The following is an 18,351-nucleotide window of genomic DNA, read 5'->3' on the forward strand; positions in this document are numbered from 1 at the left end:
GAGGAGACACACAGAATGAACGATCAAGTCGTACAACTATCCTATGCGCTCGACACCTTCTACTTCCTGGTGACCGGCGCCCTGGTGATGTGGATGGCGGCCGGTTTCGCCATGCTCGAGGCGGGCCTGGTGCGCGCCAAGAACACCACCGAGATCCTGACCAAGAACGTCGTCCTCTACGCCATCGCCTGTACCATGTACCTGCTGGTCGGCTACCACATCATGTACTCCAGCGAGAGCGGCGGCGTCATCCCCAGCCTGGGCTTCCTGATCGGCGCCGAGCACAGCGTCAGTGACGTCATGAGCAGCGGCGGCGACGTCTACTACTCGGCCCGCTCCGACTTCTTCTTCCAGGTGGTGTTCGTCGCTACCGCCATGTCGATCGTTTCCGGCGCCGTGGCCGAACGCATGAAGCTGTGGGCGTTCATGGCCTTCGCGGTGGTGATGACCGGCTTCATCTACCCGGTGCAGGGCTACTGGAAATGGGGCGGTGGCTTCCTCGACGCCGCTGGCTTCCAGGATTTCGCCGGCTCAGGTGTGGTCCACCTGTGTGGCGCCACCGCCGCGCTGGCCGGCGTGCTGCTGCTGGGTGCGCGCAAGGGCAAGTACGGCAAGAACGGCGCCATCTATGCCATTCCGGGCGCCAACCTGCCGCTGGCCACTCTGGGTACCTTCATCCTGTGGCTGGGCTGGTTCGGCTTCAACGGTGGCTCCGAGCTGATGGTCTCCAACGTCGATGAAGCCAACGCGGTCGCCCAGGTGTTCGTCAACACCAACGCCGCCGCTGCCGGTGGCGTGATCGCCGCGATCATCCTGGCCAAGCTGTGGTTCCGCAAGGCCGACCTGACGATGGCCCTCAACGGTGCCCTGGCCGGCCTGGTCGCGATCACTGCCGAGCCGCTGGCCCCCACCGCGCTGGGTGCGACGCTGATCGGTGCGGTCGGTGGCCTGCTGGTGGTGTTCGCCATCGTGAGCCTCGACAAGCTCAAGATCGATGATCCGGTCGGCGCTATCTCGGTGCACGGCGTGGTCGGCATCTGGGGCCTGATCGCGGTGCCGTTCTCCAACACCGATGCCTCTTTCGGCGCGCAGCTGCTGGGTATCGCCTCGATCTTCGCCTGGGTGTTCATCGCCAGCCTAGTGGTCTGGGGCATCCTCAAGGCGGTCATGGGCCTGCGCGTCTCCGAAGAAGAAGAGTACGAAGGTGTCGATATCGCCGAGTGCGGTATGGAGGCCTATCCTGAATTCAACGTCGGCAAGAAGTGAGCCGATTCACCGAGTGAGCTGGCGTGCTCCCCTGGCCCCCTTCGGGGGGCCTTTTTTCATTCCCGCCCATCGCGGTGTATGTTTAAGATAGAGCCCACCGGTTACGGTGTTCGTTCGAGCTAGAGAGTCGCCGGGCAGTCGTCAGAGGCGCTAGGCCAGGGCCGCGGGCCAAGGCTGGGCCAAGACCTGGAGCTGTACCCATTTCGCACAGGCCTCGTTCGCACATCGCGACGAGACGATCCGTTCAGAAGAGCGCCACGCACGCGAGGAGAATTTCCCCATGAAACTGGTCACCGCCATCATCAAGCCCTTCAAGCTGGACGACGTGCGAGAGTCCCTGTCAGAGATCGGCGTGCAGGGCGTCACCGTCACCGAGGTCAAGGGCTTCGGGCGTCAGAAGGGCCACACCGAGCTCTACCGTGGTGCCGAGTACGTGGTCGACTTCCTGCCCAAGATCAAGCTGGAAGTGGCCGTGGACGACAGCATGAGCGACCAGGTGATCGATGCCATCACCAAGGTCGCCAATACCGGCAAGATCGGCGACGGCAAGATCTTCGTCTCGCCGCTGGAGCAGGTGATCCGTATCCGTACCGGTGAGACCGGCAAGGACGCGGTGTAAGGCGCAAGCGCTCGCCCCGCCTGCGCGAAAAAGCCCTCGTCGACACCGCGTCGACGAGGGCTTTTTTGCGTTTCTTCACACAAGTCCAGGCTCCCCGGGCGGTCACGCCCGGGGAGAGATCACTTCTCGACGAAGGCGCGCTCGATCACGTAATCCCCCGGCTCGCCCATACGCGGCGAGATGGAGAAGCCCAGCTCGTCGAGCAGGTCGCTGGTCTCGTCGAGCATGGCCGGGCTGCCGCAGATCATAGCGCGATCCTGCTTGGGGTCCAGCGGCGGCAGGCCGGTATCCTCGAACAGCTTGCCGCTGCGGATATGGTCGGTCAGACGCCCGGTGGTATGGAAATCCTCGCGAGTCACGGTGGGGTAGTAGACCAGCTTTTCGCTGATCTCCTCGCCCAGATACTCGTGCGCCGGCAGCTCCTTGCCGATGAAGTCGGCATAGGCGAGCTCGCTCACCTGGCGCACGCCGTGGATCAGCACCACCTTCTCGAAACGCTCGTAGACTTCCGGATCTTGGATCAGGCTCATGAACGGTGCCAGACCGGTACCGGTGGAAAGCATGTAGAGATTGCGCCCCGGCAGCAGGTCGTCGCATACCAGCGTGCCGGTGGGCTTGCGGCTGACCATGATCTGGTCGCCGACCTGCAGGTGCTGCAGGCGCGAGGTGAGCGGGCCGTCGGGCACCTTGATGCTGAAGAACTCGAGGTGGTCCTCGTAGTTGGGGCTGGCGATGGAGTAGGCGCGCACCAGCGGCTTGCCTTCCACTTCCAGACCGATCATCACGAACTGACCGTTCTTGAACCGCAGCCCGCGATCGCGGGTGGTGCGGAAGCTGAACAGGGTGTCGTTCCAGTGATGGACGCTGAGGACTTCTTCCAGCGCAAACTTGCTCATGCCAGGCTCCTTTGAACGGATCGGAAAAAGATCAGATCGAAAAAGAATAAATGACTGATCCGAGTAGATGCCGAAATTATAAGAAGCGAATGCTATTCTGTTAAGTGGATTATCTGGATAAGGTTTATCGATCCTGTCGATATAGGAGTCGGCCATGCGCTACACCCTGCGTCAGCTCGAGGTGTTCGTCGCCATCGCCCAGCATCAGAGCGTCTCGCGCGCGGCCGAGACCCTGGCGCTGTCGCAGTCGGCAACCAGCGCGGCACTGGCCGAGCTGGAGCGCCAGTTCGACTGCCAGCTGCTCGACCGTATCGGCAAGCGGCTCAAGCTCAACGCCCTGGGCTTCCAGCTGCTGCCCAAGGCAGTGGCGCTGCTCGACCGCGGCGAGGAGATCGAAGAGCTGCTCAAGGGCCAGCGCGGCATCGGCTCGCTGGAGGTCGGCGCCACGCTGACCATCGGCAACTATCTGGCCACCCTGCTGATCAGCGACTTCATGCAGCGCTATCCCGAGAGCCGGGTGCGGCTGCAGGTGCGCAACACCGCCTCGATCGTCGAGCGGATCGCGCTGCACGAACTCGATCTGGGGCTGATCGAGGGCGACTGCCAGCACGACGACATCGTCATTCAGCCATGGATCGACGACGATCTGACCGTGTTCTGCTCGCCTCGCCACCCGCTGGCCGCCGAGGGCAGCGCCGATATCGAGCGCCTGCTGCGCGAGTCGTGGATCATGCGTGAGGTGGGTTCGGGCACCCGGCGCACCCTGGAGCACGCCATGCGCCACCGGCGTGGCCGCTTCGACATTCTACTGGAGCTGGAGCACACCGAAGGGATCAAGCGCGCGGTGGAGTCGGGGCTGGGGATCGGCTGCGTCTCCCGGCTGGCGCTGCGCGACGCCTTCCGGCGCGGCAGTCTGGTGCCCATCGCGACCCCGGAGCTCGACCTGACGCGCAGCTTCGCCTTCATCTGGCATCGCCACAAGTACCTCACCACGGCGATGCGCGAGTTTCTCAGGCTATGTCGCGAGATGACCGCCGACGCCCGGCGCAGCGACGAGATCGATCTGCCGCCGGTGCCGTGATCTCGGCAGACGGGTAGCGGGCTTGCGTGACGTGACCGCCACCAGTAAGCAGACAGCAAAAACGCGGATGGCGTCAGACGCCATCCGCGTTTCGTCACGACCCGGGATGTTCAAGGCCGAAGACGTTGGCGGGTCGGGTCTCAATGCCAGCCGAGCTGTGCGGCGATATCCGCCTCGCTGGCCTTGGAGAGATCCTTGTCGATGGACTGGGTGACCATCTCGAGGGTGGGCTTGTCGAGCTTGTCGCGCAGTTGGCCCAGGAACTGCGGCGCGGCGATCAGAATCAGCTCGTCGGCCTTGCCCTGGGTACGCGCGTCGCGCAGGTAGCCGGCCACTTCCTTGGCGAAGAACATCGCCTGCTTCTCGGAGGTGGCATCCTCGTTGCCGGTCTGACGCCGGCTCGGCCCCGAGGTCGACTCACCCTTGCCGCCGGTGCGCAGATCACCGGTATGCAGTTGCGATTCCGGATGCGTCAGCGTCTCGATCTCACGCATGACCCGCGCCTCGCGGGCGAAGATACGCGCACGCGCGGCATCGGCGACCACCACGTAGACCTTGTCCATGAGCCATTCTCCTTTTCCGTGGAAGGGCCATGTCCGTGGCGCGGACATGGCCGTGGATAGCACGCTCTAAGCGTGGTCGAGAATGGCGCTACGCTCAAGCGTGGCTGAGCGCCGGCCGCGCGTCGTCGGCGTCGAGCTTGAAGCCGCCGACGATCGCCGCCAGCTGGGTCGCCTGGTCGTGGAGCTGTTCGGCGGCAGCCGTGGACTGGGCCACCATGGCCGCATTCTGCTGAGTCATCTGGTCGAGCTCGCCCACCGCCTGATTGACCTGCCCCACTCCCTGGCTCTGCTCCTGGGCGGCGACGTTGATCTCCGAGAGCGTCGCCGCCACCCGCGAGATGGCATCGACGATCGCACTCATGCTGTCACCGGCGGAGCGCATCAGCTCGGTGCCCTCACGGGTCTGCGCCACCGAGGTGCCGATCAGCGCCTTGATCTCGTCGGCGGCGTTGGCCGAGCGGCTCGCCAGCTGGCGCACCTCGCCGGCAACCACCGCAAAGCCGCGCCCCTGCTCGCCGGCGCGCGCCGCTTCCACCGAGGCGTTGAGCGCGAGCAGGTTGGTCTGAAAGGCGATCTCCTCGATCAGGCGGACGATATCGGCGATCTGCTCGGTGCGCCCGTTGAGCGCCTCGATGGTCTCCACCGCACGCCCCACCACCTCACCGCCGCGCGCCGCGCGCTCGCTGGCATCGCGGGCCAGCTGGTCGGTCTCGCTGGCGGCAGTGGCGGTGTTCTCCACCGTGCCGGAAATCTGCTCCATGGCGCTGGAGGTCTCCTGCAGATGGCTGGCCGCAGTCTCGGTCTGGCGCGACAGGTCCTGGCTGGCACGGGCGATCTCCTCGGAGGCCTGGCGCACCGCCTGGCTGGTGACATTGACCTGACCCAGCACCTCGGAAATCTTGCCGGCGAAGGCGTTGAACGCCATGGCGATCTGGGCGATCTCGTCGCGCCCGTCGATCGTCAGGCGGCGGCTCAGGTCACCGTCACCGTCGGCGATATCGGCCATGGCGTCGCGTGCCGCCTTGAGCCGGCGAAAGCCCGGCGACACCAGCAGCCACAGCAGCAGTGAAACGATCAGCGCCGCCACCAGCAGCGACACCAAGGTGGTCTTGAGCAGGCTGCTGGCGCCGGCATTGGCCTCGGCGCGATCCAGCGCGATCACCAGGCGCCAGTCGGTACCCGGCACCGCCACCGCGTAGAGCAGCACCGCGCGGCCGTCGATCACGCTCGGCGTCGGCAGCGGGCTCTGGGTCACCGCCGCGAGCTTGGCGGCATCGAGATCGGCGGCGATCGCACTCGCCGGCTTCAGGCTCAGGTCGGCATCACGATAGGCGACGATGGTGCCGTCGGTGTCGGCGAGGAAGGCGAAGCTCTTGGGAGTGGGCTGGATCGAGAGCACGTTCTCCTGCACCTCGTCGAGGGGCACATCGGCGCCGGCCACGCCCAGCAGCTTGCCATCACGCTGGATCGGCGTGGCGAAGGCCACCACCAGCTTGTTCGTCACCAGATCGAGATAGGGGTCGCTGGCGGTAGTCTGCCCTGCCGCTACCGCGCCGCGGTACCAGGGGCGCTGGGTCGGATCGTAGTCCGCCGGCGGCTCCCAGCCGTCGTTGGTGATCAGGCGCTTGTCCGGCGTGCCCAGATAGACCTGACTGAAGCCGCCGGCGCTGGCGGTCTGCTGCAGCGCGGGGATCAGCGTGTCGCTACCCACCGCCGGGGCCACCGCCTCGATCAGCTTGCGCTTGGAAGCGGCCCAGGCGGCGATCGCATCGCGGTGCCCCCTGGCCACCGACTCGAGCAGATCCTGATTGACCGACTGCTGATGGCGGCTGACCAGCCAGTAGCTGATGCCGCCGGTGGCCGCGAGCGCGACCAGGATCATCGCCAGGCATCCGGCCATGATACGAATCTTGAAGGATTTCAGCATGCTAAGTCCGTTGAGAGGGTCCGTTGAAGGTTGGCTCGACTATCATCGGCCTCCCGATAACGAACTTTACGCCGGCTGAAAACGCCGCCTCCGGCGACCCCGAAACGCGTGCGCGAGCCCGCGCCGGAGGCCTCGCTGACCTCCGCCGGGGCTCGTCTGCCGCTCGCGTCAGCCGGTGGCCGGCGGGATCCAGGCGATCATGTCGACCTCGACGTCGGCGCCGCCGGCCAGCCCGGTGACCCCGATGCAGGTGCGCGTCGGCAGCGGTGCCTCGAAGTAGCTGGCGTAGACGCCGTTGACCTCGTCGAAGTGGCCCATGTTGGTGATGAAGACCCGGCTCTGGACCACGTGTTCGAAGCCGCTGCCCACCGCCTCCAGCACGATCGCCAGGTTCTGCATCACGCGGTGGGTCTGTTCGGTGAAGGTGCCCAGGAGCATCTCGTTGGTCTCCGGCACCGTCGGCATCTGCCCGGTGATGAACACCAGATCCCCCACCCGGCAGGCGTGGGAGAAGGGCGCGATCGGCTGCGGCGCACCGGCGACCATGCGCTTGTCGATGCCCATGTCAGTGCCCCAGGATCTGGCTCAGGAACAGCTGCGTACGCTCCGAGCGCGGGTTGTTGAAGAAGGTTTCCGGCGGCGCCTCCTCGATGATCTGGCCCTGGTCCATGAAGATCACCCGGTCGGCCACGGTCTTGGCGAAGCCCATCTCATGGGTCACGCAGAGCATGGTCATGCCCTCGTGGGCGAGCTCGATCATGACATCGAGCACCTCCTTGATCATCTCCGGGTCGAGCGCCGAGGTGGGCTCGTCGAACAGCATCACCTCCGGGCGCATGCACAGTGCACGGGCGATCGCCACGCGCTGCTGCTGGCCGCCGGAGAGCTGGCCCGGGTACTTCTTCGCCTGGTTGGCGATCTGCACCCGTTCCAGGTACTCCAGGGCGGTCTTCTCGGCTTCCGCGCGGGGCTTCTTCTGCACCCAGATCTGCGCCAGGCAGCAGTTCTCCAGCACCGTCAGGTGCGGGAACAGGTTGAAGTGCTGGAACACCATGCCGACATTGCGCCGGATCTGCTCGATCCGCTTGATGTCATGGTTCATGGGGATGCCGTTGACCGTGATCGAGCCCTGCTGGTGCTCCTCGAGATGGTTGATACAGCGGATCATGGTCGACTTGCCCGACCCCGAAGGGCCGCAGATGACGATGCGCTCGCCCCGGGTCACGGTCAGGTCGATGTCGCGCAGCACGTGGAAGCTGCCATACCACTTGTTGAGATGCTCGATCTGGATCATCGGCTCATCGCTGGAGGCCGAGCCCGCGACCGCTTGCGCTTCACTCATGGCTTGATTCCTGCCTTCATTGTCATTGTCTCGCCCATACCCCGAGCGGCACTCGCCAGCCCGGGGCGTCATGTTTCAGGCGCTGGCCACTGGCGGGCTCAACGCCGATAGCTGGTATTGAGGCGCCGCTCGATGTACTGGCTGTAGCGCGACATGCTGAAACAGAAGATCCAGAACACCAGCGCCGCGAACACATAGCCCTCGGTGGAGAAGCCCAGCCAGTTGGAGTCGGTGAGCCCGGCACGGATGATCGCCAGCAGATCGAACAGCCCGATGATCAGCACCAGCGAAGTGTCCTTGAACAGCGCAATGAAGGTGTTGACGATCCCCGGGATCACCAGTTTCAGCGCCTGCGGCAGGATGATCAGCCCCATGCGCTGCCAGTAGCCCAGGCCGAGCGCCTGCCCGGCCTCGTTCTGCCCCTTGCCGATCGCCTGCAGCCCGCCGCGCACCACCTCGGCCATGTAGGCGCTCCAGAAGAACATGATGCCGATCAGCGCCCGCAGCAGCTTGTCGAACTCGACGTTGCCGGGCACGAACAGCGGCAGCATCACCGAGGCCATGAACAGCACCGTGATCAGCGGCACGCCGCGCCAGAACTCGATGAAGATGACGCACACGCTCTTGACGAACGGCATCTTGGAGCGCCGCCCCAGGGCCAGGATCACCCCCAGCGGCAGCGACCCGACGATACCCACCGTGGCCACGGTCAGAGTCAGCATCAGGCCGCCCCAGGCACGGGTGGGCACCTCGGGCAGGCCGAAGTGACCGCCCAGCAGCAAAAACCAGGCGATGATCGGGAAGCCGACCAGCGTGAACAGCCCGACCAGACGCTTCTTGGGCAACCGCGGGATCGCCAGCCACGCCACCAGCACCGCCATCAGCGCGAACACGATGTCCACCCGCCAGCGCTCGGCGGCCGGATAGAAGCCGTAGATGATCGACTCGAAGCGGGCCGAGATGAACACCCAGCAGGCGCCGCTGCCGGTACAGTCCTCACGGGTCGAGCCGAGGAAGTTGGCATCGACCACCGCCCACTTCAGAAACGGCCACAGAATCCACGCCAGCAGGCCGATCACCGCCACCGAGACCACGCTGTTGAGCGGCCCATTGAACAGATTGGCGCGCAGCCAGCCGCTGATCCCGCGGCGCTGATCCGGGGCCTCGCGCGCCTCGATCATCTGAGTGCGAAATGTCGATTCACGCATCTCATCGCTCCTTCAGCAGGGTGCGGGCGTTGTAGAGGTTCATCAGAAACGACACCGTCAGGCTGATGACCAGATAGACCGCCATGGTCATGGCGATGATCTCGATCGCCTGCCCGGTCTGGTTGAGCGTGGTGCCGGCAAACACCGCCACCAGATCGGGATAGCCGATCGCCGTGGCCAGCGACGAGTTCTTGATCAGGTTGAGATACTGGCTGGTCATCTGCGGCACGATCACCCGCATCGCCTGCGGAATCACGATCTTGCGCAGGGTGATGGCGCCGGGCAGGCTCAGCGAGCGCGCCGCTTCGGTCTGGCCGTGGGAGACGGAGAGGATGCCGGAGCGCACGATCTCGGCGATGAACGCCGCGGTGTAGATCGACAGCGCCAGCCACAGCGCCACCAGTTCGGGCAGGATGTTGATCCCACCGCGGAAGTTGAAACCGCGGAGTTCGGGGAGCGTCCACGCCAGCGGTGAGCCGCTGGCCACGAACACGATCAGCGGCGCGCCGATGACGATCGCCGCCCCGATCCAGTAGACCGGCAGCGCCTGGCCGGTGGCCGCCTGCCGGCGCTTGGCGAAGCGCGCGAAGAGTAGCGTGGCGACCACCGCGATCAGCAGCGCCCAGAGCGTGGCGGAAAACCCCGCCAGCGGCTGCGGGTCGGGCATCACCACCCCACGCACGTTGAAGAAAAACAGATCGAACAGCGACAGGCTCTCCCGCGGCGAGGGCAGTGCCCGCAGCACGGCGTAGTACCAGAACAGGATCTGCACCAGCAGCGGGATATTGCGGAAGATCTCGACGTAGATGGTGGCCAGACGCGCCAGCAGCCAGTTGGACGACAGCCGGGCGATGCCCACCGCGAAACCGATCAGGGTCGCCGCGACGATGCCCAGGGCGGAGACCAGCAGGGTGTTGAGCAGGCCGACGACGAAGGTGGTGCCGTAGCTGGAGTCGCTGGTGTAGTCGATCAGTGACTGCGGAATCGAGAAGCCGGCACGCCCCTCGAGGAAGCCGAAGCCGGTCTGGATACCGCGGGCTTCGAGGTTGTTCAGGGTGTTGTGGATAAGATAACCGATGAAGAGCGCCAGGATCAGAAACAGCACGGCCTGGACGATCAGCGCACGAACGGTGGGATTCCGCCACAGCGGCCCCTGCCCTCGGCGAGGTAGCGAGGTGGATGGACGCAGCATGAGAAGTCGGGTCTCTACTCGAGCGGTGAGCGGCAACGGCTCCCGGTGCACAGGCCGGGAGACGACGTCGGGAAACGTCTGCTGGCCGCCCGCCGCAAGCGCCCTATCGGGCACGCGCGGCGGGCGGCTTCACGCACTCAGCGAACCGGCGGCGCGTACTGGATACCACCCTGATTCCACAGCGCGTTGATGCCACGCTCGAGACCCATCGGCGAGTCCTTGCCCACGGTGCGATCGAACATCTCGCCGTAGTTGCCCACCATCTTGACGATGTTGTAGGCCCAGTCGTTGCCGATGCCCATCTGCTCGCCGAAGTTGCCATCCTTGCCCAGCAGGCGGGCGACATCCGGGTTGGGCGGGTTGTCGCGCATCTGATCGACGTTCTGGCTGGTTACCCCCAGCTCCTCGGCGTCGAGCATCGCGAACAGCGTCCACTTGACGATATCGAACCACTGATCGTCGCCCTGGCGCACTACCGGGCCCAGCGGCTCCTTGGAGATACGCTCGGGCAGAATCTCCACGCTGGAGGGGTCGGCGAGCTGCAGGCGCAGCGCCGCCAGCTGCGAGGAGTCGGAGGTGAGCACGTCACAGCGGCCGCTGTCGAAGCCCTGGGCGGTCTGGTCGGAGGTGTCGAAGGCGACCTGCTGGAACTGCATGTCGTTGGCCTTGAAGTAGTCGGCCATGTTGAGTTCGGTGGTGGTGCCGGACTGCACGCAGATGGAGGCCCCATCCAGTTCCTTGGCACTCTTGATGCCGAGGTCCTTGCGCACCAGGAAGCCCTGGCCGTCGTAGAAGTTGACCCCGGTGAAGTTGAGGCCCAGCGAGTTGTCGCGGGTCGCGGTCCAGGTGGTGTTGCGCGAGAGCACATCGATCTCGCCGGACTGCAGCGCGGTGAAGCGCTCCTTGGCGGTCAGCGGTGAAAACACCACCTTGGTCGGGTCGCCCAGCACGGCGGCGGCGATGGCGCGGCACACTTCGACATCGATGCCGGTCCACTTGCCGTTCTCGTCGGGGGAGGAGAAACCGGTGAGCCCGGTGCTGACACCGCACTTGAACTCGCCGTTGCTTTTCACGTTGTCCAGGGTGGCAGCCTGAGCCTGCGACGCCGCCAGGGCAGTCAGTGCAGCGGCGGAGAGAAGAGACAGGCTTTTGTTCTTGTGGCGCATGGTGGAATCCACTCCCTTGCGTTGTCATTTGAGTGCATGTCGAAGCATGCCCAGATGAAATTAGCAAAGTCCGTTCCACTTTCGCGCTAGCGCCTGAAAATCCTGGATTCAACGCTCGCCTAGGACGCTTACGATCTCCACCTGCATGCTCAAGGTGACTCGAACTGCGAAAACACGGGCAACATTCTGTTTCAAAAGCGTGCGTGAGATACCGCCACGCACCAAAAGGAGGCGCCGCACCATGGCGCTAGCGTTGAATCGAGCCACCGGTGGCGAAGACGATGCCACCAATGGATAAGGAAAAAACGATCGACTAAGGAAAAGCCGATGATCGGCGGCCGGCCCCGTCGCGACAAAGCATGGACGCGCAAAGCGTGGACGGGAAAAAGCGAAGCGTGCAGGACGACACGGCACGCAGGAAAAACGCACGCCGGACTCGGGAAGACAAAGGCGAGAGCGAGCGCACGGACGGATGGGTAAGTGTACGGGCGAGTGAGCAGGTGAAAGATCGCAGCGCCGCGGCCCCCCGGTTCAGGCCGCGCCAGCGCGCCGCCGGGCGAGCCAGGTCGCACCCAGGCCCACTGCCAGCGCGCCCAACGTATTGGCCAGGATATCGGCCCAATCACCGCCGGCGCGGCCGGGCACCCCCAACTGCAGATACTCGATGAGAATTCCGTAGGCCAGCGCCGCCAGCGCCGAACACCACCAGCGCCGGCTGGCCAGGCCCAGCCACAGGGTCAAACCGGCGTAGCCGAGCAGGTGGTTGAACTTGTCCCACGGCAGGTGCGAGGGCATCTCGGCCGCCGGCGTCAGGCTGCCCCAGGCCACCGCGCCGGCCCAGATCAGCGCGGCCAGTGCCGCCAGGGCCCGCCACGTCGCGAGCCGACGCCCGTTCGCTGGCCGAGTCATCGCGCCCCCTCGGCCAGCGTCGTCGGCAATCCCAGACATGTGCAGAGGCCGGCATCGAGACGTTCGCGCCAGCGTGGGTCATCCTCAAGTCGCGCGTCGTTATCCGGTGCCAGACGCCGACGGTAGCGTCCGATACCGCGGTAGACGGCGTTGCGCAGCGGCGCCGGCACCCAGCGCAGCCACGCAAGCAATCGCCAGCCCCCTCGCAGCCGGCGCCCCAGCCGCCACAGCGCCTCGCTCTCCTCGTAAAGCTCACCGCCGGTGACATAGCGGATCGTATCGCAGCGCGCGAGCTCGCGGCCGAAGTGGCGCCCCACGCACTGCCCCAGCGCGCTATCGAGCCCGCTCAGCGCCAGCGTCGCGCCTGCATCACGCTCATGCGCCAGCAGCCAGCGCACCGCACGCCGGCAGAACGGGCAGTCGGCATCGAACAGCAGCAGGCCGTCGATGCCGCTGGCGCCGGCTTCAGCGGTGATAGGCCGGGCTCGCGGCATGCAGCGCGTCGAAGAAGGCCGTGACGTGGTCGGGATTGGTGAACTGGCTGATGCCGTGACCCAGGTTGAAGACGTGGCCTGGGCCATGACCGTAGCTGGCCAGCACCCGCTCGACCTCGGCACCGATCCGCTCGGGCGGCGCGAACAGCACGTTGGGGTCGAGATTGCCCTGCAGCGCCACGCGCTCACCGACCCGCCGCCGCGCGTCGCCCAGCTCGGTGGTCCAGTCGAGACCGACGGCATCGCAGCCGCTGTCGGCGATCGACTCCAGCCACTGCCCGCCGTTCTTGGTGAACAGGATCACCGGCACCCGGCGGCCATCGTGCTCGCGGATCAGCCCACCCACGATGCGCCGCATGTAGGCCAGCGAGAACGCCTCATAGGCCGGGGTCGACAGCGCCCCACCCCAGGTGTCGAAGATCTGCACCACCTGAGCGCCAGCACGGATCTGGGCATTGAGGTAGTCGGTCACCGCGGTGGCGAGCAGGCCCAGCAGGGTGTGCAGCGTTTGCGGGTCGCCGTAGAGCATCGCCTTGATATGGCGGAAATCCTTGCTCGACCCGCCCTCGACCATGTAGGTCGCCAGGGTCCAGGGGCTGCCGGAGAAGCCGATCAGCGGCACCCGGCCATCGAGCTCGCGGCGGATGGTGCGCACCGCATTCATCACGTAGTCGAGATCGTGCTCGGCATCCGGCGCGCTGAGCGCCGCGACCTCGGCAGCGGTGCGCACCGGATGGCGGAACTTGGGCCCCTCGCCGGTCTCGAAATAGAGCCCCAGCCCCATGGCGTCGGGGATGGTGAGAATATCGGAGAACAGGATCGCGGCATCGAGCGGGTAGCGCGCCAGCGGCTGCAGCGTCACCTCGCAGGCCAGGTCGGCGTTGCGGCACAGGTCCATGAAGCTGCCGGCATCGGCGCGGGTGGCGCGGTACTCCGGCAGATAGCGGCCGGCCTGACGCATCATCCAGACCGGCGTGCGGTCCACCGGTTGGCGAGCCAGGGCCCGCAGCAGGCGATCGTTTTGCAGTGTCATAGCGCTCTTCGCACGGGAGATTTGCCTGCAGTGTAACGGATACACGCGCAAGCCTGATATAATGCTGCCCCTCAACGTCAGGGTGAGCCCGCGCCTTACCCGCAGGGCCCGTTTCGCGAGGTCAACGTGTCGATCCGTTTCATCGCCGCATCGCAGCTGCCCACACCCTGGGCGACCTTCACGCTGCACGGCTTCCAGGAAGAGTCCACCGGCAAGGAGCACGTCGTGCTCACGCTCGGCGATGTCACCACGCCGGAGCCGGTGCTGGCTCGCGTCCACTCCGAGTGTCTGACCGGCGATGCCCTGTTCTCGATGCGCTGCGACTGCGGCTACCAGCTGCAGGAAGCGCTCAAGCGCATCGCCGACGAGGGGCGCGGTGCACTGCTCTACCTGCGCCAGGAGGGGCGCGGCATCGGCCTGCTCAACAAGATCCGCGCTTATGCCCTGCAGGACACCGGCGCCGACACCGTGGAGGCCAACGAGCGCCTCGGCTTCGGCGCCGACCAGCGCCGCTACGATATCTGCGTGCCCATGCTCGACCACCTCGGCATCTCTGCGCTGCGCCTGATGACCAACAATCCGCGCAAGGTCGAGGCGCTCAGCCGCGACGGCGTGCGTATTGACGAGCGTCTCGCGATCACCACCGGGCGCAACCCGTTCAACGAGCACTACCTGACCACCAAGGTTGGCAAGCTCGGCCACATGATGGCGCTCGACGACTTCACCCCCGCCAGCGACGTCGACATCGAGCGCGACGCCTGAATCGCCGCCGCCGGGCCTTTCGGCGGCGTCATCGTTGCGTCATCATGACTCGGGAGACTGAACGTCGTCCCGGCGTGCGGGTCCAACCCACGTCTATGCTCACGATCCTGCCACGCGTCCCGCAGGAGGCTCAGCCGTCATGCCCGATTCCGCTTCGCGCCCTCTCTCGTCTTCTCGATACCCGACATCACACCCCGAGCACGCCTCGCCGTCCCAACCCGCAGAGGAGGAAGAGTACACCCGGCTGGAGGAGTGGCTGCACAGCATCAGCCACGGCATCGGCGCCGCGCTGAGTCTCGCCGGCATGATCGTGCTGATCGTGCTGGCCAGCATCGCCGCCGAGGTCGACCCGTGGAAGATCGTCAGCGTCTCGCTCTACGGCAGCTGCCTGCTGGCGCTCTACACCGCCTCGACGCTCTATCACGGCTTTCGCAGCCAGCGCCTGAAGCGCGCCTTCCAGGCCTTCGATCACTGCGCCATCTATCTGCTCATCGCCGGCACCTACACCCCCTTTTTGCTGGTCAACCTGCGCGGGCCCATGGGCTGGGCGCTGTTCGGCGTGATCTGGGGGCTGGCTCTGGGCGGCATCGCCCTGCGCCTGATCTGGCCGCAGCGCTTCAACCTGCTGCGGGTCTTCATCTACCTGATCATGGGCTGGCTGATCGTGATCGCCTCCGATAGCCTCACCACGCAGCTATCCCCCACCGGCCTTGCCCTGCTGGTCGCCGGCGGCATCACCTACACGGTCGGTGTGCTGTTCTACGCCGTGCGCGCAATCCCCTTCCACCACGCCATCTGGCACCTGTTCGTGATCGGCGGCAGCGTCTGCCACTTCCTCGCCATCTATAACGCGGTGCTGCCGTTCGAGACGTGATTCGATGCCAGCCGCTGCGCGCCTTCGCCGTCGCCGCCGAGCACGTCACCGGGGTTGCGTAGCGGGCACTGCGCCAGAGACAGACAGCCGCAGCCGATACAGCCATCGAGCTGGTCGCGCAGCAAAGTGAGCTGAGTGATGCGCTCGTCCAGGGCCGCCCGCCAGCGCTCCGACAAGCGCCGCCAATCCGCCGCCGTCGGGGTGCGCGAGTCGGGCAGCGTGGCCAGCGCCTGCTGGATCTCCGCCAGCGGCACGCCGGTGCGCTGGGCAATCTTGATCACCGCGACCCGGCGCAGCACGTCGCGGGTGTAGCGGCGCTGATTGCCGGCGTTGCGCCAGCTATGGATCAAGCCCTTGGTCTCGTAGAAATGCAGCGTCGAGACCGCCACGCCGCAGCGCCGGGCGACATCGCCCACGCTGAGCGCCTGCTTGGTCGCGGCGAGCCGGCGGGGCAGGGTGTTGGAACTCTCCATTGGGCTTTACCTCAACCATACTTAAGGTCTTACGCTGGCGGAAAACGTCCGCCGCGGCAAGCGCCGACGGCGGTACTCGCGACGACACCGACATACAATGAGCTCAGGCTTCCACCGGCCAGCGCCACGCGTCGCCGGTACCGCCACGCTCTTCCTCAGTGATTGCAGGTTTGCCATGTTCCAATGGTTCGAAAAACGTCTCGACCCCTTCCCGTCGGCGGAGCCCCAACGCCCGCCGGATACCCTGATCGCCTTCTGCCTGCACTATACCCGTGGGGCCTGGCCCTACCTGCTGGCGGCGACCACGCTGATGGCGCTGATCGCCGGCGTCGAGGTGTGGATGTTCGGCTTTCTCGGCAATATCGTCGACTGGCTCGCCGACCAGAACCGCGCCACCTTCCTCGCCGACCAGGGCTGGAAGCTCGCCGGCATGGCGCTGGTGGTGCTGGTGGCGCTGCCGGGGATGGTGTGGCTGCACTCGCTGTTCCAGCAGCAGACGATGATGGGCAACTATCCCATGCGTATCCGCTGGCAGGCGCACCGCTATCTGCTGCGCCAGTCGATGGGCTTCTATCAGGACGAGTTCGCCGGACGCATCGCGACCAAGGTGATGCAGACGTCATTGGCCGTGCGCGAGTGCGTGATCAAGCTGTTCGACGTGCTCAACTACGTCAGCGTCTACTTCCTGGGCACGCTGTTGCTGGTGGGCAGCGCCGACTGGCGCCTGGCCATACCGCTGGTGGTCTGGCTGGCCGGCTATCTGGTGCTGCTGCGGGTGTTCGTGCCAGTCATGGGCCAGGTGTCGGAGTCCCAGGCCGACGCCCGCTCGCGCATGACCGGGCGCATCGTCGACAGCTACAGCAATATCCAGACGGTCAAGCTGTTCTCCCACGCCAGCCGCGAAGCGGCTTTCGCGCGTGAAGGCATGGCCGGCTTTCTGGTCACGGTCTACCGCCAGATGCGCCTGGTCACCGGTCTCTACGGGCTGCTCTATCTGCTCAATGCGCTGCTGCTGTTCAGCGTCGGCTGGCTGTCGCTGTCGCTGTGGCTCGACGAGGCGGTGAGCGTGGGCGCGGTCGCCGTGGCGCTGGGCCTGGTGATGCGTCTGTGGGGCATGTCGCAGTGGATCATGTGGGAGGTCTCGGCGCTGTTCGAGAACATCGGCACGGTGCAGGACGGCATGTCGACGCTGTCACTGCCGCACCAGATCGAGGATCGCGACGACGCCACCCCGCTCGAGGTCTCTCGCGGCGAAATCGTGTTCGACCATATTCGCTTCCACTACGGCAAGGGCAGCGGTGTGATCGACGATCTGGCGCTGACCATCCGTCCGGGCGAGAAGATCGGCCTGATCGGCCCCTCCGGCGCGGGCAAGTCGACCCTGGTCAACCTGCTGCTGCGCTTCTATGAGCTGGAAAGCGGCGCCATCCGCATCGATGGCCAGGATATCGCCACGGTCACTCAGGAGAGTCTGCGCGCCAAGATCGGCATGGTCACCCAGGACACCTCGCTGCTGCATCGCTCGGTGCGCGACAACCTGCTCTACGGCCGCCCGGACGCCAGTGACGAGATGGCCTGGCGCGCCGCCCGCGAGGCCCACGTGGCCGAGTTCATCGAGGGGCTGAGCGATATCCAGGGGCGCACGGGCTTCGATGCCCACGTCGGCGAGCGCGGGGTCAAGCTCTCCGGCGGCCAGCGCCAGCGTCTGGCGATCGCCCGGGTGATGCTCAAGGACGCGCCGATCCTGATTCTCGACGAGGCGACCTCGGCGCTGGACTCCGACGTCGAGGCTGCCATTCAGGAGAATCTGGACCGGCTGATGCAGGGCAAGACGGTGATCGCCATCGCCCACCGCCTCTCCACCATCGCCGCCATGGACCGGCTGGTGGTGATGGAGCAGGGGCACATCGTCGAGCAGGGCACCCACGCCGAGCTGATCCGCGCCAACGGCCTCTACGCCCGGCTGTGGCAGCGCCAGTCCGGCGGTTTCCTGGAGAGCGAGGCGCTCGACGCCGAGGCGTGATCGAGGCTCAGCGCGACGGCACACCCTCGACGCCGGCCAGCGCCGAATCGCTGCTCCCGGCGTCGGGGATCACGCTGAAAGTGCCGTCGGTCTCCAGCACCACGGCGTGCACGCTCTCGATGTCGGCGATGCCGCGCTCGCGCAGCGCGGCCAGGATCTCCACCGCCACCACCCGCTCACGGGCCATCGCCGCGTGGCGCAGGGTGCCGTCGTAGAGCAGCAGGGTCGGGCGCGACTTGACCAGATCCTCGACCCGCTTCGAGCGCACCGAGGTGAAGGTGATCACGAACTGCAGCGCGACGATCAGCACGAACGCCACAACGCTCTGCGCCAGCGACACCGTCGGCGTGATCAGCGCCGTGGAGAGGGTCGAGCCCAGGGCGATGGTGATCACGAAGTCGAAGGCGTTCCACTTCGACAGCGTGCGCTTGCCGGAAAGCCGGATGATCACGACCAGCGCGACAAAACTCAGAAAGCCGACGATGAGGGTATGGGCAATCGGGGACAAGGGCAGGCTCCGCTG

The 18,351-nt window shown here is 65.9% G+C and carries 19 protein-coding genes; 6 read left to right on the plus strand and 13 right to left on the minus strand.

Annotation, left to right across the window (positions count from 1 at the left end; genetic code table 11):
- The first annotated feature begins 15 nt into the window (after window positions 1-15).
- A complete protein-coding gene (locus J0A90_RS12185; protein ID WP_207036327.1) occupies window positions 16-1,266 on the plus strand; it encodes an ammonium transporter in 1,251 nt (416 codons plus the stop codon).
- Window positions 1,267-1,546: 280 nt separating this feature from the next.
- Window positions 1,547-1,885, plus strand: a complete 339-nt coding sequence (gene glnK / locus J0A90_RS12190; RefSeq protein WP_035476361.1) for a P-II family nitrogen regulator — start codon at window positions 1,547-1,549, stop codon at window positions 1,883-1,885.
- A 119-nt stretch (window positions 1,886-2,004) separates the two neighbouring features.
- Here the strand turns inward: glnK and J0A90_RS12195 are convergent, their stop codons facing one another.
- Window positions 2,005-2,781, minus strand: coding sequence for a ferredoxin--NADP reductase (locus J0A90_RS12195; RefSeq protein WP_035476359.1), 777 nt, complete (start codon window positions 2,779-2,781; stop codon window positions 2,005-2,007).
- Between the two features lie 154 nt (window positions 2,782-2,935).
- On the opposite strand from J0A90_RS12195, the gene J0A90_RS12200 reads away from it, so the two are divergent.
- Entirely contained in the window at window positions 2,936-3,862 is a 927-nt protein-coding gene (locus tag J0A90_RS12200; RefSeq protein WP_035476357.1) for a LysR family transcriptional regulator, read from the plus strand.
- Window positions 3,863-4,002: 140 nt separating this feature from the next.
- Here J0A90_RS12200 and J0A90_RS12205 read toward each other — a convergent pair whose 3' ends face one another.
- The 10 genes from J0A90_RS12205 to hemE form a co-directional block, all read right to left on the minus strand.
- A complete protein-coding gene (locus J0A90_RS12205; RefSeq protein ID WP_035476355.1) occupies window positions 4,003-4,425 on the minus strand; it encodes a host attachment protein in 423 nt (140 codons plus the stop codon).
- Between the two features lie 94 nt (window positions 4,426-4,519).
- Window positions 4,520-6,352, minus strand: a complete 1,833-nt coding sequence (locus tag J0A90_RS12210; protein WP_207036331.1) for a methyl-accepting chemotaxis protein — start codon at window positions 6,350-6,352, stop codon at window positions 4,520-4,522.
- Between the two features lie 168 nt (window positions 6,353-6,520).
- Window positions 6,521-6,916, minus strand: a complete 396-nt coding sequence (locus tag J0A90_RS12215; RefSeq protein ID WP_233076738.1) for a RidA family protein — start codon at window positions 6,914-6,916, stop codon at window positions 6,521-6,523.
- Window position 6,917: 1 nt separating this feature from the next.
- Complete coding sequence (locus J0A90_RS12220; protein ID WP_207036885.1) at window positions 6,918-7,646, minus strand: amino acid ABC transporter ATP-binding protein; 729 nt, start codon at window positions 7,644-7,646, stop codon at window positions 6,918-6,920.
- A gap of 146 nt (window positions 7,647-7,792) precedes the next feature.
- Window positions 7,793-8,902 carry an amino acid ABC transporter permease gene (locus J0A90_RS12225; protein WP_051896484.1) on the minus strand — a complete coding sequence of 370 codons (1,110 nt, stop codon included), beginning with the start codon at window positions 8,900-8,902 and terminating at the stop codon, window positions 7,793-7,795.
- Window position 8,903: 1 nt separating this feature from the next.
- Window positions 8,904-10,094, minus strand: a complete 1,191-nt coding sequence (locus tag J0A90_RS12230) for an amino acid ABC transporter permease (protein WP_207036333.1) — start codon at window positions 10,092-10,094, stop codon at window positions 8,904-8,906.
- Between the two features lie 137 nt (window positions 10,095-10,231).
- Window positions 10,232-11,260, minus strand: a complete 1,029-nt coding sequence (locus J0A90_RS12235) for an amino acid ABC transporter substrate-binding protein (RefSeq protein WP_207036335.1) — start codon at window positions 11,258-11,260, stop codon at window positions 10,232-10,234.
- Between the two features lie 531 nt (window positions 11,261-11,791).
- On the minus strand, window positions 11,792-12,169 hold the full coding sequence (locus J0A90_RS12240; RefSeq protein WP_207036337.1) for a VanZ family protein: 378 nt from the start codon (window positions 12,167-12,169) through the stop codon (window positions 11,792-11,794).
- Window positions 12,166-12,663 (minus strand): thiol-disulfide oxidoreductase DCC family protein, encoded by a 498-nt coding sequence (locus J0A90_RS12245; protein WP_207036340.1) that lies wholly within the window; start codon window positions 12,661-12,663, stop codon window positions 12,166-12,168. The genes J0A90_RS12240 and J0A90_RS12245 overlap by 4 nt, the downstream gene beginning before the upstream one ends.
- Window positions 12,635-13,696, minus strand: a complete 1,062-nt coding sequence (gene hemE, locus J0A90_RS12250; RefSeq protein ID WP_207036342.1) for a uroporphyrinogen decarboxylase — start codon at window positions 13,694-13,696, stop codon at window positions 12,635-12,637. The genes J0A90_RS12245 and hemE overlap by 29 nt, the downstream gene beginning before the upstream one ends.
- 126 nt (window positions 13,697-13,822) lie before the next feature.
- Here hemE and ribA point away from each other — a divergent pair, with 126 nt between their 5' ends.
- Window positions 13,823-14,458, plus strand: coding sequence for a GTP cyclohydrolase II (ribA, locus tag J0A90_RS12255; protein ID WP_035476335.1), 636 nt, complete (start codon window positions 13,823-13,825; stop codon window positions 14,456-14,458).
- A gap of 139 nt (window positions 14,459-14,597) precedes the next feature.
- Window positions 14,598-15,332 (plus strand): hemolysin III family protein, encoded by a 735-nt coding sequence (locus J0A90_RS12260; protein WP_233076739.1) that lies wholly within the window; start codon window positions 14,598-14,600, stop codon window positions 15,330-15,332.
- Here J0A90_RS12260 and soxR read toward each other — a convergent pair.
- The gene (gene soxR / locus J0A90_RS12265) at window positions 15,302-15,805 is read right to left on the minus strand and encodes a redox-sensitive transcriptional activator SoxR (RefSeq protein ID WP_233076740.1); all 504 of its coding nucleotides are present in this window, start codon (window positions 15,803-15,805) and stop codon (window positions 15,302-15,304) included. The two genes, J0A90_RS12260 and soxR, sit on opposite strands and share 31 nt — an antisense overlap.
- Window positions 15,806-15,980: 175 nt before the next feature.
- On the opposite strand from soxR, the gene J0A90_RS12270 reads away from it, so the two are divergent.
- Entirely contained in the window at window positions 15,981-17,828 is a 1,848-nt protein-coding gene (locus J0A90_RS12270) for an ABC transporter ATP-binding protein (RefSeq protein ID WP_207036347.1), read from the plus strand.
- Window positions 17,829-17,835: 7 nt separating this feature from the next.
- Here J0A90_RS12270 and J0A90_RS12275 read toward each other — a convergent pair whose 3' ends face one another.
- The gene (locus J0A90_RS12275) at window positions 17,836-18,336 is read right to left on the minus strand and encodes a DUF421 domain-containing protein (RefSeq protein ID WP_207036349.1); all 501 of its coding nucleotides are present in this window, start codon (window positions 18,334-18,336) and stop codon (window positions 17,836-17,838) included.
- Between the last annotated feature and the right edge of the window lie 15 nt (window positions 18,337-18,351).

The organism is Salinicola sp. DM10 (assembly GCF_017306975.2).
Lineage (GTDB): Bacteria > Pseudomonadota > Gammaproteobacteria > Pseudomonadales > Halomonadaceae > Salinicola.